Raw genomic sequence first — 13,108 nt, 5'->3', positions numbered from 1 at the left:
TGGCGTGGGTCTGATATTGACCGGCTGTGCGGCGCAAGGGTCCGCCATGAATCCCGATGCTGCCGAGCAGGATGCTCGGGATGTTCTTGCAAGAACGTCCGCGGTGGTACCCGCCGGAGGGTGGACGACCGAAGTCACCTGGGGACCTTGCGAGAAGCCCCGAGAGGGTCACGTGCAGCTGACGTTCGTTGCCCAAAGCCTGACCGAGAGGCCCGAACCGACTCCTGCACTTGCTCAGGCGGTGGTTGACGCTTGGCAGCTCGTCGGCAGGAAACCCACGGTGACTTCCGAAGTCCTCGCAGGAGGTGATGCGGGTCTTGTCGTCTCGGATCCCACATACCTGACGGGCGCCAATCCCGACGGAACCCTCACTCAGCTCTCCCTCTCCAGTGAGGCGATCTTCCTGCAGGTGATGAGCCCGTGCATCGAGGGGGATCTCGATCACCTTCTCGCAGGCTCCTGAGGTTGGACCCTACGCGTCCAAGGCTCTCGTGTATCTCGCCTCACCGTCATTCGGCTACGTCGAGCCCTTGCGTTTTCGGCGACTGAGGAGTTTGGTCGCGCTGATTGCTATGTCGATCATGGCGACGGGGTGTACGCCGAATGACTACGGTTGGGAAAATCGCATGACCGTCCAGACCGCCGAGAAGCGCGCACAAAAACCCTCCGAGCAACTCAGCAGTTTCTCGGAGAATCTGGTTGAACTCCGCGGCCAGCGTGGGTGGAATGTGATGATCAAGGCGGACGGCTCGTTCGGCTTCTCTTCTTTGTGGAACGCCTAGAGCCCACAAAAGGTGATGTTGGCGCGCTGTCTGCGGAAGTCGCCGAGAAGTGGGATGGGCTCGGACTCTCCGCTCGCGCCGAACCCGTTTCCGACAGACCCGGGTCCTATGTCGTGTCGGATCCGCCCTTCCTGCAGGGCTCGAAGCAGGACGGAACTCTGACCCGGCTGCAGTTCAGCGCCACGTTCGCCGGTCTTCAGGTGTTGAGTCCCTGCGTAGAGGGAGATCTGACTGAACTGAGTTCACCCCAGCCGACCCTCACGCCACCTTCGTCGCCCTGATCGTGTAGCTGAGCGGCACGACAGACGGCTGCTCGGTCAGCGCGTATTCGCCGTTGCTGCGAAGCGTCATGCGGCCGGGCAGCGCTTCCCACGGCACACTTTCGTGCTCGACCAGCGTGTCGAGGCGCAGGCCACGCTGGAGCAGGGCGGTGACGATCTCGCCCAGGCTGTGGTTCCACTCGTACGTCCGCGTCGATTTCAGGGGCGCGGCCACCTCGACGTACGTGCTGTCGTCGTCCCACTCCAACGGGGCGGTCTGCTCGAAGTACGGGAACGTCAGGGACAAGCCCGGCAGGTCTTCGTTCATCGCCCACAGGACGGGATGCCCCTCGCGGATGTGCAGCGTCCCTCCCGGAGCGAGCAGCTCGGCCACGACGCCGGCCCACTCCGAGATCGATGGCAGCCAGCACAGGGCGCCGATCCCGGTGTAGACGAGGTCGAAGGCTCCGCGGGGCAGGACGTCAGCGGCATCCCGGACATCCGCCTGGACGAACTCGACGTCGACGCCCGCGTCGGCAGCGAGGCGGCGGGCCTCGGCGACGGCGTTCTCGGAGAAGTCCAGACCGGTCACCGTCGCGCCGAGACGGGCCAGAGACAGGGTGTCGGTGCCGATGTGGCACTGCAGGTGCGCGGTGCGCTTGCCTGAGATGTCGCCCAGCAGCGGCCGGTCGAAACGCACCACGTCCGAGAGCGCGTCGGCGTCGTCGATGTAGCGCGCGATTCCGTATCCCGATCCGTCCCGGGCGGCGTGCAGCGTCGCGCGCTCGTTCCAGTTGGCGCGGTTGGCGTCGATGTAGTCGGAGGTCATGGCATCCCTTTCCGGGAATCGAGCCTAGGGATGCCATGACCCGGTGTCGCCGCGTGACGCGGGGCGGGCGTGATGTCGGAGGTGCGGGTTAGCCTGGCGGCATGTCGGGCAAGGTCTATGTCATCCACGAGAACCCCCAGTGGATTCCGCCGTTCGCGGTGGCGTTCGAGGCGGAGGGCGTGCCGTTCGAGGAGTGGCTGCTCACGGACGGGTCGATCGACCTCGCGGTCGAGCCTCCCGAGGGAGTGTTCTGGTCGCGGTTGAGCGCATCGGCGCACACGCGCGATCACGCGCACAGCAAGGAGTTCGGTCGGGCCGTATTGCGGTGGCTGGCGTCGTGGGGACGAACGGTCATCAACGGTGCCGACGTTCTCGAGCTCGAGGTCAGCAAGGTGGCGCAGCATGCCGCCCTGCGTCACGCGGGGATCGACGTTCCGCGCACCGTCGCCGTCTTCGGCACCGACGATCTCGTCGCCAAGGCGCGGGAGTTCGGGGCGCCCTTCATCAGCAAGCACAATCAGGGCGGAAAGGGCCTCGGCGTGCGCCGTTGGGACTCCGTCGACGAGTTCTCGGCGTGGGTGGCCGGCGCCGACTTCGAGCCCTCCCCCGACGGCATCACCCTCCTGCAAGAGTTGCTGGTCGCGCAGGCGCCCTTCATCACGCGCGCCGAGTTCGTCGCCGGTGAGTTCGTCTACGCGGTGCGCGTCGACACGAGCGCGGGCAGCTTCGAGCTCTGCCCGGCCGAGGCCTGCGCGATCCCGGGCGCCGACGGTGTCGAGCCCGAGCCGCTGTTCCGTCGTCGCGACGACGTCGATCCGGCGCTCATCGACCGCTACCTCGCCTTCCTCGCGGCAGAGGGTGTGGGCATCGCGGGCATCGAGTTCATCGAGACGCGCGACGGCCGGACCGTCACCTACGACGTCAACACCAACACGAACTACAACCCCGACGTCGAGGCGACCGCGCCGCGCTCCGGGCCGCGCGAGATCGTTCGCTGGCTCGGCTCGCTGCTGCCGAAAGAAGCGGTCGGTCTCCGTGGCTGAGGCCGCTCCCCCGCACTCCGACTGGCGGGGCTTCGGCTTCGCCACGCGCCAGGTGCACGCGGGCGAGGTCGAAGACCTGACGCACGGCTCGCGCATCACACCGGTGCACCTGTCGGCCGCCTATCGGTTCGACTCGTTCCAAGAAGCGACCGACCGGTTCGCGGGAGCCGATCTCGGCCACCTCTACTCGCGCAACGCCAACCCCACCAACCAGGTGGCCGAGGCGCGATTGGCGTCGCTCGAAGGCGGTTCGGGCGCGATCGTCGTCGGCTCGGGCCAGGCGGCGATCACCATCGCCCTGCTCGGTCTCGCCGGCAGCGGCGAGCACATCGTCTCGACCGCGAGCATCTACAGCGGAACGCGCGTGCTCTTCGACCGCACCTTCGCCCGCATGGGCGTGACCGTCGAGTACGTCTGGGACCCCGCGGACGACGCCGAATGGGACGCCTTGATCCGCCCCGAGACGAAGGCGATCTTCACCGAGACGCTGCCGAACCCCAAGAACGACGTCGTCGACATCGACGCCGTCGCTCGCGTCGCGCAGCGGCACGGCATCCCTCTCGTCGTCGACAACACCATCGCGACGCCGTTCCTCATCCGCCCGATCGAGCACGGAGCCGACATCGTCGTGCACTCGGCGACGAAGTTCCTTTCTGGGCACGGCGCGAACCTCGCGGGCGCCGTGGTCGACGGTGGGACGTTCGATTGGGTGGCATCCACTCGGTCCTATCCCTCGCTCACCGACACGGCCATCGCCGGGCACGCGTCGTTCGTCGATGCGTTCGGGCCGCGCGCATTCGAGCTGTCGCTGCGGTTCGGCATCGCGAACGACACCGGGCCGGCGCTCTCGCCGCTCAACGGCTTCTTGCTGCAGCAGGGCATGGAGACCCTGTCGGTGCGCATGCGCCAGCACCTCGCGACCGCCCGCACGGTCGCCGAGTGGCTGGAGGAGCACGCCGCCGTCGAGAGCGTCGACTACGCGGGCCTGCCCTCGCACCCGCAGCACGCGCTCGCGGTGCGCGATTACGGCGGTCTCTCGGGTTCGGTGTTCTCGTTCACCGTGCGCGGGGGCCGTCCCGCAGCCGAGCGGTTCTTCGACGCCCTGCGCTTGTTCAGCCGCATGACCAACATCGGCGACACCCGATCCATGGCCCTGCACCCCGCGACCACAACACACCTCGGCTTCACGCAAGAGACGCGCGATCGCCTCGGCATCGGTGACGGCCTCATCCGGTTGTCGATCGGCCTCGAAGACGCCGAAGACCTCATCGCCGACCTCGATCAGGCGCTTCGCGCGGCCAGCTGACGCTCCCGTCACGGAGGGTTCCCGGCGCCCCGGGCTTCGGTGTGCGCACGGCCCGGCATTCGTGCACGCGCCCGGTTCCCGGCATCCCTCCCCGCTAAACCCCACGAGTGGCCAGAACACGCGGACGGTTTTCGACGTCGTCCGGGTGTCTTGGACACTCAACGGGAAGGGAACGGCACGGCACGAGCCCGCACGTTCATGCACGCCTCACCGGACGAGCCCGCCTTCGCGACGCCCCGTCAGGCGTCGCGCTGCGCCTCCAGGCGCCGGACGCGCGGGATCACCTCGGCGGCGAAGCGCTGCATCTCGGGCAGGTGCGGCGAGAACTGCAGCAGCAGGGTCGAGACGCCGACGTTCGCGAAGGCGACGATGCGTTGCGCAACCTGATCAGGGGTTCCGACGAGGTTCGGCCGCAGGCCGCGGTTCGAGACCGAGTACTCCTTGAGGTCGACCTGGGTGTCGAGCTTCGACTTGCTCACGAAGTCCTGGTACGAGCCGTAGGCCGCTCCCCCGCGCACATCCGTGATGCGGTCGATCTCAGCCTGCGCCTCGTCTTCGGTGTCGCGCACGACGGCGTACGCCGCCATTCCGAACGCCTCGAACGGCGTGGCCCCGGCCTCGGCCCGGCGCCGGCGCATGTCGGCGACCTTCGTCTCGAGCTCCTCGAGGGTGCCGCCGTGCGTCAGATACGCGTCGGCGAAGCGCGTGATCGCGTTGCGTCCCGCCTCGCTCTCGCCGCCCGCGTACAGGCGCGGCCGCACCTGAGGCTTCGGCTCGAGGTACGTCCCCTCGGTGCGGTAGTACTCCCCCTCGTACGCGAACGGCGTCTCGGACCACAGCCCGCGCAGCACCTCGACCCACTCGATCGTGCGGGCGTAGCGGTCGTCGTGGGCGCTGAAGAGGCCGTCGTACTGCTTGGCCTCTTCGGCCCACCACGCCGAGACGACGTTCAGGGTGAAGCGTCCCCCGCTGATCTCGTCGATGGTCGCCGCCTGCTTGGCGGTGTGGAAGGGGTTGTGGAAGCCCGGGCGCACGGCCGCGAGCAGCTCGAGCTTCGAGGTCACGGCGGCGAGTCCCGCGGTCACCGCCCAGGCGTCGAGCGACGGCGCCTCGACGCCCTTGATGTCGTTGAGGTTCAGCTCGGGGATGAGCGTCAGATCGAATCCGCCCTCTTCGGCCGCCCGGGCGATCTCGGCGATGTGGGCGAACGACACGGGCGTCTGCTCGTCGTCGACGTTGCGCAGCCACCCGCCGAAGATGGGGGTCCAGTAGCCGAAACGCACGCGCTGGGGGGAGGTCATGGCTCCATCCTCACCCGGTGGGCGTCGCCCGGCGTCACGGGGCGAAACGGTCCGTCACATGTCGTTGACCGATGACCGAAGCGGTGCGAAGTTTGCCGGGTTCCGATCCGCGAGGAGAACCCCATGACCGACTTTCCGCCCACCCACGAGCCGCTGAAATTCGCCTACTGGGTGCCCAATGTCAGCGGCGGGCTCGTCATCAGCTCGATCGAACAGCGCACCGACTGGGATTACGACTACAACGTGAAGCTGGCTCGCACGGCCGAGCGGGTCGGGTTCGAGTACGCCCTGAGCCAGGTGCGGTACGCCTCCAGCTATGGCGCCGCGCAGCAGCACGAGTCCACCTCGATCAGCCTGGCTCTGCTGCTGGCAACCGAGAAGCTCAAGGTCATCGCCGCCATCCACCCCGGCATCTGGCATCCGGCTGTCCTGGCGAAGTTCATCAACACGGCGGATCAGTTCTCGCACGGTCGTGCGGCGGTCAACGTCGTCAGCGGGTGGTTCAAGGACGAGTACACCGACCTGGGGCTGGAGTGGCTCGAGCACGACGAGCGGTACGAGCGCGCGGCCGAGTTCATCCAGGTGCTGCGCGGTCTGTGGACGCAGGAGAAGTTCTCGTTCCACGGCACGTACTACGACATCACCGACTTCACGCTGCGCCCGTTCCCGTTCGAGGTGCCCGGGCGGGCGCACCCCGACATCTTCCAGGGCGGCAACTCCACGGCTGCGCGCTTCAACGGCGGTGCGTTCTCGGACTGGTACTTCTCGAACGGCAAGGACTTCGACGGTTTCACCGAGCAGTACGACGACGTCACCCGCGTCGCGGCCGAGCACGGTCGACGCACGCGCTTCGGGCTGAACGGCTTCGTCATCCAGCGCGACAGCCGCGCCGAGGCCGAGGCGCAGTTGCGCGAGATCATCGCCCACGCCGACTCGGGCGCCGTCGAGGGCTTCCGCAAGAGCGTGCAGGAGGCGGGCAATTCCACGGCCGACAAGAAGGGCATGTGGGCGGACTCTTCGCTCGAGGACCTCGTGCAGTACAACGACGGGTTCCGCACCCAGCTGTTCGGAGATGCGCAGCAGATCGCCGAGCGCATCATCGAGTACAAGAAGCGCGGGGTCGATCTCTTCTTGCTCGGCTTCCTGCACTTCCAGGAGGAGCTGGAGCACTTCGGCGAGACGGTGATCCCGATCGTCCGCGAACTCGAGGCGGACCTGGCGCGGACGGGCGATCCGATCGGGGTAGCCGCGCGCTGAGTTTCCGCCGAACGGCTCCCGAGATCGGTCCCGGCGCGCGTATCCAGGCCTAGCCTGGGAGTATCGGGGTATTCCACTCCGTGCATACGTCGAGAAGGGGCCGCGCGGCGGCCCGGGAGGGACAGGTCGCATGAGCGGCGCACGCCTCGGATTCTTCACGCGGATCTTGGATGCCGGCACCGACGGCCACCGCTATCGAAAGGCGCTCGAGCAGGTCCGTTCCGCCGATCAGCTCGGATTCGCCTCGCTGTGGGTGGCGCAGCATCACTTCGATCGCGACGAGGGCGGCTTGCCGTCGCCGTTCCCGTTCCTCGCGGCGGCGGCCGTGCAGACCGAGCGCATCGCGCTGGGAACGGGGATCGTGACCCTCCCCATCGACGACCCCGTGCGCGTGGCCGAAGACGCCGCGTTCGTCGACGCCCTGAGCAGCGGGCGCGTGCAGCTGGGCATCGGGACGGGCGGCACACCCTCATCGTTCGCGGCGTTCGAGCGGTCGTCCGACGACCGCCGGGCGATTCAGGCGGCGCACGTCGAGGTGCTGCGCGACGCCTTCGCCGGGCGCGGCATCCGGAACACCGATCTGCGCCTCAACCCCCCGGCACCGTACCTCGGCGGTCGGCTTTGGCAGGCGACGTTCTCGGTCGATGGCGGCCGTCGTGCGGGGGCCGCCGGTGATGGACTGCTGCTCTCGCGCACGCAGCCGCGCGATGACGGTCACGATCTGCACGAGGTGCAGGTGCCGATCGTCGAGGCGTACCTCGCAGCACTCCCCGGCGGCGTCGCTCCACGCATCCTGGCGTCACGCACCGCGGTGGTCGTCGATGCCGATCGTCGCGGGGAGGTGTGGGCGGGCGCGGATGCCGGCATCCGGCGCCTCGCGCGTACATTCCTCCAGCAGAATGCTGACGGCGACCTGCGCGATCTGGCGGCGCTCACCAACACCCACCTGGGCACGGTCGACGACGTCGTCGCGTCACTCCACAAAGATCGCACCCTGGAGCTCGCGACCGATGTGGCGTTCCAGGTGCACTCCGTCGATCCGGTCCACGAGGTGACACTCCGGTCGATCGAGCTCCTGGCGACCGAGGTCGCGCCCCAGCTCGGCCTGCGGACGGGCGCCGAGGCTGCGGACGAGCTCCGCGCGCTGGGCACCGCGACCTGACGACGCCTCATCCCACCCCGTCGAGCATCGCCTTCGACCACGCCGTCTGCTCGCGCAGCGCGTCGGCCAGGGCGACCACGGCGGGGATGCGCATCGAGTCGGCACGCACGACCATCCAGTAGGGCAGCCGCTCGGTCATCGTCTCGGGCAGCAGACGCTCGAGGTCGGCGTGGCGGTCGGCGACGAAGCACGGGAGCATGCCGATGCCGGCCCCGGCGCGCGTCGCCTCGACCTGCACGAGCACGTTCGTCGAGGTGACCCCGTCGCGCATGCGGGGCACGACGCGGCGGGGCAGATCGAGGGCCTCGACCTGGAGCATCGCGTCGACGAAGTACACGAGGCCGTGCGTCTGCAGCTCGTCGAGATCGCGTGGGCGCCCGTGGCGTTCGAGGTACGAGCGCGAGGCGTACATGCCGAGAGCGTACGAGCCCAGCTCGACGGTCTTCCCGCGCGAGGTCTGAGGCTGCCCGACGACCACCTCGAGATCGAGGCCGGGGCGGTGCAGGGCGGCTCGGCGTTGGGCGGCGACGACCTCGACGACGAGATCCGGATGCCGTTCGCGCAGGCTCGCGATGGCGGGAGCGGCGATGTAGGCGCTGAACCCGTCGGTGGCCGACATGCGGACGACCCCCGACACCGGGTCGGGCTCAACTCCCCCGGCGGCGAGCTGCGACATCGCCGCCTCGATGCGCCCGGCGGTCTCGGCGGCGTGCGCACCCAGTGTCGTGAGCTCCCACCCGCGGCCGGATTGCGCGACGAGCCTGCCGCCCAGGGCCTCCTCGAGGGCGGCGATCCGCCGCGCGACGGTGGTGTGATCGACACCGCGCAGTTGCGCGGCCGCTGTGTACCGACCCGTGCGGGCCACGGCCAACAGCATCAGCAAGTCATCTGCGCGCACGCTTCCGGCATCCATGTGTGCAATTCTGCACAGCGGGGGAGCGGGACTGGGCATTGTCGCGCGCCGCGGACCACCTCAGACTGAGGCGCGGTCGTCACCGTCGACACCGAAGGAGCAGCATGGAACCCCCCACCGCCGCGTCGCGCCGCAGCGCAGACGCCCCCGCCTCGAACCGCATCCGTCGGGTCGTCGCCGCCTCGATGGCCGGCACGGTCGTCGAATGGTACGAATTCTTCCTCTACGCCACGGCCGCGAGCCTGGTCTTCGGCACGTTCTTCTTCCCCTCGTCCGGCTCGCCACTCGACGGCATCATCGCCGCGTTCGTCACCTACGCTGTCGGCTTCATCGCGCGCCCCCTCGGCGGGATCGTATTCGGCCAGATTGGCGACCGCTTCGGCCGCAAGCCCACGCTGCAGGCCACGATCATCATCGTCGGCGTCGCGACCTTCCTCATGGGCTGCCTGCCCGGCTTCGCGAGCGTCGGCTACTGGGCTCCCGCGATGCTCGTCGCCCTGCGCTTCATCCAGGGCTTCGCGGTCGGCGGGGAGTGGGGCGGCGCCGTGCTGCTCGTGGCCGAGCAGAGCCCCGACCGTCGTCGCGCGTTCTGGTCGAGCTGGCCGCAGGCCGCCGTTCCGGTGGGCAATCTGCTGGCGACCCTCGTGCTGCTGATCACCTCGTTCGTGCTCAGCCCCGCCGCCTTCCTCGACTGGGGCTGGCGCATCGCGTTCTGGCTGTCGGCCGTGATCGTGCTCGTCGGCTTCTGGATCCGCCGCCACGTCGAAGAGGCCCCGATCTTCCTCGAGGCCAAGGCGCAGGTCGAGAAAGAGAAGGCGACGTCGTTCGGTGTCGTCGAGGTGCTGCGCCGCTACCCGAAGGGCGTCGTGCAGGCGATGGGCGTGCGCTTCGCCGAGAACATCGTCTACTACATCGTCGTCAGCTTCTCGATCGTCTACCTGAAGATCGTGCACTCGTACGACACCAGTCAGCTGCTGCTGGCCCTGCTGATCGCCCACATCGTGCACTTCGCCGTGATTCCGCCGCTCGGCCGCCTGTCCGACCGCGTCGGTCGCCGCCCGGTGTACCTCGCGGGGGCGGTCCTCAGCGCAACCTGGGCGTTCTTCGCCTTCCCGATGTTCGACACGCTCAACCCCGTGATGATCGTGCTCGCGGTGACGATCGGTCTGATCTTCCACGCCGGGATGTACGCCCCGCAGCCCGCGGTCATGGCCGAGCTGTTCCCGACCCGCATGCGCTACTCGGGCGTCTCGCTGGGCGCGCAGGTCACGGCGATCCTCGCGGGTTCGCTCGCCCCGATCCTGGCGACGCAGTGGCTGCGCGACTTCGGCTCGTGGCTGCCCATCGCGATCTACATCGTCGTGGCGTGCATCGTGACCTCGATCGCCGTGCTGTCGTTGAAGGAGACGCGGGGCATCTCGCTGCGCGACATCGACGCCGCCGACGCCGCACGCACCGCGGCGGCCCCGGCGACGACGGGGGTGAGGGGAGCCCGATGAGCACCGACCTGACCGGCCGCCGCGCCCTCGTCACCGGGGGAGCGAGCGGGATCGGCGAAGCGATCGTCCGCGCCTTCGCCGGCGCCGGGGCCCACGTCACCGTCGCCGACGTGAATGGCGAACAGGCAGAGTGCGTGGCGGCCGAGGTCGGGGGCGAGGCGTGGCACGTCGACCTCTCCGACACTGCGGCCCTGCGCGAGCTGCACCTCGACGTCGACATCCTCGTCAACAACGCCGGCATCCAGCACGTCAGCCCCATCGAGGAGTTCGACCCCGAGCGTTTCTCGTTCATGCTGCGGCTCATGCTCGAGGCCCCGTTCCTGCTGATCCGCGCCGCCCTGCCCGGCATGTACGAGCGCGGGTTCGGGCGGGTGCTGAACGTTTCGAGCGTGCACGGCATCCGCGCCTCGGAGTACAAGTCGGCGTACGTCACCGCCAAGCACGGCCTCGAGGGGCTGTCCAAGACCACCGCGCTCGAGGGCGGCCCGCACGGGGTGACGAGCGTGTGCATCGATCCCGGATACGTGCGCTCGCCGCTGGTCGAGAAGCAGATCGCCGATCAGGCCCGCACGCACGGCATCGCCGAGGGGCAGGTGCTCGAGACGATCCTGTTGAAGGATGCCGCGATCAAGCGCCTCGTCGAGCCCGCGGAGGTCGCCTCTCTCGCCCTGTGGTTGGCGGGTCCGGATGCCGCGATGGTCACCGGCTCGAGCTACCTCATGGACGGCGGGTGGTCGGCGCACTGACGGTCGGGGACGCCCCGGGGCCCGCAGCGGGTGAATTCTCTGTTCGCGGTCATCGCGAGAAGGCCTCCCGAACAGGAATATTTCCGCTCCTGGGGGGCTGAACGCCGGAACGCATCCGACGGGAATCGGTACCCGGTGCCGTCTCCGGCGGGTTTCGGTCTCGTAAATATGCGCGGATCGGGTTTACCGTTGACACTTCCCCGGTCAAGGATGTCCGAGGGACTACGGCGCTTGTCGCAGTCGACACTTCACAGCAGAGGTAATTCATGACACTGCACATCAGTGGGCGGGGCCGTCTCGGCCTCGTCATCGGCGCCTTCGGCGCCTCGGCCCTTGTTCTGGCAGGTTGCACGACCACCACCGGAGGCGGCGCCTCCGACGGCGGCTCGACCGACCCCCTCGTCATCGGCACCACCGACAAGATCACCTCGATCGACCCGGCCGGCTCGTACGACAACGGATCGTTCGCCGTCATGACGCAGATCTACCCCTTCCTCATGAACAGCCAGTACGGCACGTCCGAGGTCACCCCCGACATCGCCGAGTCGGCCGAGTTCACCTCGCCGACCGAGTACACGGTCACGCTCAAGTCGGGCCTGAAGTTCGCGAACGGCCACGACCTCACGTCGTCCGACGTGAAGTTCTCGTTCGACCGCCAGGTCGCGATCAACGACCCGAACGGCCCCGCGTCGCTGCTGGGCAACCTCGAGAGCGTCGCCGCTCCCGACGACACGACGGTCGTGTTCACGCTGAAGAACGGCAACGACCAGGTCTGGCCCCAGATCCTTTCGAGCCCCGCCGCGCCGATCGTCGACGAAGAGGTCTTCTCGGCCACCGCCGTCACCTCGGACGACGCGATCGTCGAGGGCAAGGCCTTCGCCGGTCAGTACACGATCGACTCGTACAAGCCGAACGAGCTCATCTCGTACAAGCCGTACGCCGACTACATGGGGTCGCTCCCGAAGGCGGCCAACGGCGGCATCTCGACCAAGTACTACGCCGACTCGTCGAACCTCAAGCTCGACGTGCAGTCGGGTGCGATCGACGTCGCCTACCGCAGCCTGAGCGCGACCGACGTCGCCGACCTGCAGAAGGACGACGCGGTCAAGGTCGTCGACGGCCCCGGCGGCGAGATCCGCTACATCGTCTTCAACTTCGACACCATGCCGTACGGCACGAAGACCCCCGATGCCGACGCCGCCAAGTCGCTCGCGATCCGTCAGGCCGCGGCCGACCTCGTCGACCGCCAGGCCATCGCGACCGACGTTTACAAGGACACCTACTCGCCGCTGTACTCCTACGTGCCGCAGGGTCTCGCGGGTGCCAACGAGGCGCTGAAGGACATGTACGGCGACGGCAGCGGCAAGCCCGACGCCGCCAAGGCCAAGGCGACCCTCGAGGCGGCCGGTCTGTCGACCCCCGTCACGCTGAACCTGCAGTACAACGGCGACCACTACGGCCCCTCGTCGGGTGACGAGTACGCCGCGGTCAAGGCGCAGCTCGAGAAGGACGGCCTGTTCACGGTCAACCTCGCGCAGACCGAGTGGGTGCAGTACACCAAGGACCGCAAGGCCGACGCGTACCCCGCCTACCAGCTCGGCTGGTTCCCCGACTACTCGGATGCCGACAACTACCTCACCCCGTTCTTCTCGAAGGACAACTTCCTGCTGAACCACTACGACAACGCCGAGGTCCAGAAGCTGCTCGTCGACCAGGCGACGCAGACCGACAAGACCACGCGTGAGCAGGAGATCGGCGAGATCCAGGACAAGGTGGCCGCCGACCTCTCGACGCTGCCGCTGCTCCAGGGCAAGCAGGTCGCGATCGTGGGCTCGAGCGTCGAGGGCGCCGTCCTCGACGGGTCGTTCAAGTTCCGCTACGCACCGCTGCACAAGTAAGACCGAATCGGCGCCTCGCGCGTTCCCGCTCACCCGACGACCGGGGGTCACGTACCCTCGGTCGTTGGGTGAGGGCGGAGCGATGAGGCGCCGTTCCCCCGTTGAGTGAGGT

At 68.3% G+C, this 13,108-nt stretch carries 12 protein-coding genes; 9 read left to right on the top strand and 3 right to left on the bottom strand.

Annotated elements, in window-relative coordinates; all coding sequences use genetic code 11:
• Positions 1-172 precede the first annotated feature (172 nt).
• Positions 173-463: a hypothetical protein gene (locus AB6V31_RS02285; protein ID WP_369363782.1), complete on the top strand. Its 291-nt coding sequence runs from the start codon at positions 173-175 to the stop codon at positions 461-463.
• A gap of 163 nt (positions 464-626) precedes the next feature.
• Entirely contained in the window at positions 627-782 is a 156-nt protein-coding gene (locus tag AB6V31_RS02280) for a hypothetical protein (RefSeq protein WP_369363780.1), read from the top strand.
• Between the two features lie 258 nt (positions 783-1,040).
• On the opposite strand, the gene AB6V31_RS02275 is transcribed toward AB6V31_RS02280, so the two are convergent.
• Positions 1,041-1,871, bottom strand: a complete 831-nt coding sequence (locus tag AB6V31_RS02275) for a class I SAM-dependent methyltransferase (protein WP_369363778.1) — start codon at positions 1,869-1,871, stop codon at positions 1,041-1,043.
• A gap of 101 nt (positions 1,872-1,972) precedes the next feature.
• On the opposite strand from AB6V31_RS02275, the gene AB6V31_RS02270 reads away from it, so the two are divergent.
• Both AB6V31_RS02270 and AB6V31_RS02265 read left to right on the top strand, forming a co-directional pair.
• Entirely contained in the window at positions 1,973-2,914 is a 942-nt protein-coding gene (locus tag AB6V31_RS02270; RefSeq protein WP_369363776.1) for a RimK family alpha-L-glutamate ligase, read from the top strand.
• A complete protein-coding gene (locus AB6V31_RS02265; protein ID WP_369363774.1) occupies positions 2,907-4,220 on the top strand; it encodes an O-acetylhomoserine aminocarboxypropyltransferase/cysteine synthase family protein in 1,314 nt (437 codons plus the stop codon). The genes AB6V31_RS02270 and AB6V31_RS02265 overlap by 8 nt, the downstream gene beginning before the upstream one ends.
• Positions 4,221-4,459: 239 nt before the next feature.
• Here the strand turns inward: AB6V31_RS02265 and AB6V31_RS02260 are convergent, their stop codons facing one another.
• Positions 4,460-5,521, bottom strand: a complete 1,062-nt coding sequence (locus AB6V31_RS02260; protein ID WP_369363773.1) for an LLM class flavin-dependent oxidoreductase — start codon at positions 5,519-5,521, stop codon at positions 4,460-4,462.
• A 123-nt stretch (positions 5,522-5,644) separates the two neighbouring features.
• Here AB6V31_RS02260 and sfnG point away from each other — a divergent pair, with 123 nt between their 5' ends.
• Together sfnG and AB6V31_RS02250 are read left to right on the top strand one after the other, a co-directional pair.
• Positions 5,645-6,778 (top strand): dimethylsulfone monooxygenase SfnG, encoded by a 1,134-nt coding sequence (sfnG, locus tag AB6V31_RS02255; RefSeq protein WP_369363771.1) that lies wholly within the window; start codon positions 5,645-5,647, stop codon positions 6,776-6,778.
• A gap of 130 nt (positions 6,779-6,908) precedes the next feature.
• Positions 6,909-7,940 (top strand): putative FMN-dependent luciferase-like monooxygenase, encoded by a 1,032-nt coding sequence (locus AB6V31_RS02250; protein WP_369363769.1) that lies wholly within the window; start codon positions 6,909-6,911, stop codon positions 7,938-7,940.
• Between the two features lie 7 nt (positions 7,941-7,947).
• On the opposite strand, the gene AB6V31_RS02245 is transcribed toward AB6V31_RS02250, so the two are convergent.
• A complete protein-coding gene (locus AB6V31_RS02245; RefSeq protein ID WP_369363768.1) occupies positions 7,948-8,853 on the bottom strand; it encodes a LysR family transcriptional regulator in 906 nt (301 codons plus the stop codon).
• A gap of 104 nt (positions 8,854-8,957) precedes the next feature.
• Here AB6V31_RS02245 and AB6V31_RS02240 point away from each other — a divergent pair, with 104 nt between their 5' ends.
• The 3 genes from AB6V31_RS02240 (at position 8,958) to AB6V31_RS02230 (ending at position 12,996) form a co-directional block, all read left to right on the top strand.
• A complete protein-coding gene (locus AB6V31_RS02240) occupies positions 8,958-10,352 on the top strand; it encodes an MFS transporter (RefSeq protein ID WP_074694528.1) in 1,395 nt (464 codons plus the stop codon).
• Positions 10,349-11,098, top strand: a complete 750-nt coding sequence (locus AB6V31_RS02235) for a 3-hydroxybutyrate dehydrogenase (RefSeq protein ID WP_074694529.1) — start codon at positions 10,349-10,351, stop codon at positions 11,096-11,098. Before AB6V31_RS02240 ends, AB6V31_RS02235 begins: the two co-directional genes overlap by 4 nt.
• Positions 11,099-11,364: 266 nt before the next feature.
• Positions 11,365-12,996: an ABC transporter substrate-binding protein gene (locus AB6V31_RS02230; RefSeq protein WP_056224981.1), complete on the top strand. Its 1,632-nt coding sequence runs from the start codon at positions 11,365-11,367 to the stop codon at positions 12,994-12,996.
• Positions 12,997-13,108 lie beyond the last annotated feature (112 nt).

Source organism: Microbacterium sp. 16-032 (assembly GCF_041079455.1).
Taxonomy (GTDB): Bacteria; Actinomycetota; Actinomycetes; order Actinomycetales; family Microbacteriaceae; genus Microbacterium; species Microbacterium testaceum_A.
The sequence above is the reverse complement of the archived record's forward strand: the minus strand, read 5'-3'. Positions and strand labels throughout refer to the sequence as shown.

Coding starts and splice junctions, on each gene's coding strand:
- AB6V31_RS02280 (WP_369363780.1), top strand. CDS start 627: ATGACCGTCCAGACCGCCGAGAAGCGCGCACAAAAACCCTCCGAGCAA.
- AB6V31_RS02275 (WP_369363778.1), bottom strand. CDS start 1,871: ATGACCTCCGACTACATCGACGCCAACCGCGCCAACTGGAACGAGCGC.
- AB6V31_RS02270 (WP_369363776.1), top strand. CDS start 1,973: ATGTCGGGCAAGGTCTATGTCATCCACGAGAACCCCCAGTGGATTCCG.
- AB6V31_RS02260 (WP_369363773.1), bottom strand. CDS start 5,521: ATGACCTCCCCCCAGCGCGTGCGTTTCGGCTACTGGACCCCCATCTTC.
- sfnG (WP_369363771.1), top strand. CDS start 5,645: ATGACCGACTTTCCGCCCACCCACGAGCCGCTGAAATTCGCCTACTGG.
- AB6V31_RS02250 (WP_369363769.1), top strand. CDS start 6,909: ATGAGCGGCGCACGCCTCGGATTCTTCACGCGGATCTTGGATGCCGGC.
- AB6V31_RS02245 (WP_369363768.1), bottom strand. CDS start 8,853: ATGGATGCCGGAAGCGTGCGCGCAGATGACTTGCTGATGCTGTTGGCC.
- AB6V31_RS02240 (WP_074694528.1), top strand. CDS start 8,958: ATGGAACCCCCCACCGCCGCGTCGCGCCGCAGCGCAGACGCCCCCGCC.
- AB6V31_RS02235 (WP_074694529.1), top strand. CDS start 10,349: ATGAGCACCGACCTGACCGGCCGCCGCGCCCTCGTCACCGGGGGAGCG.
- AB6V31_RS02230 (WP_056224981.1), top strand. CDS start 11,365: ATGACACTGCACATCAGTGGGCGGGGCCGTCTCGGCCTCGTCATCGGC.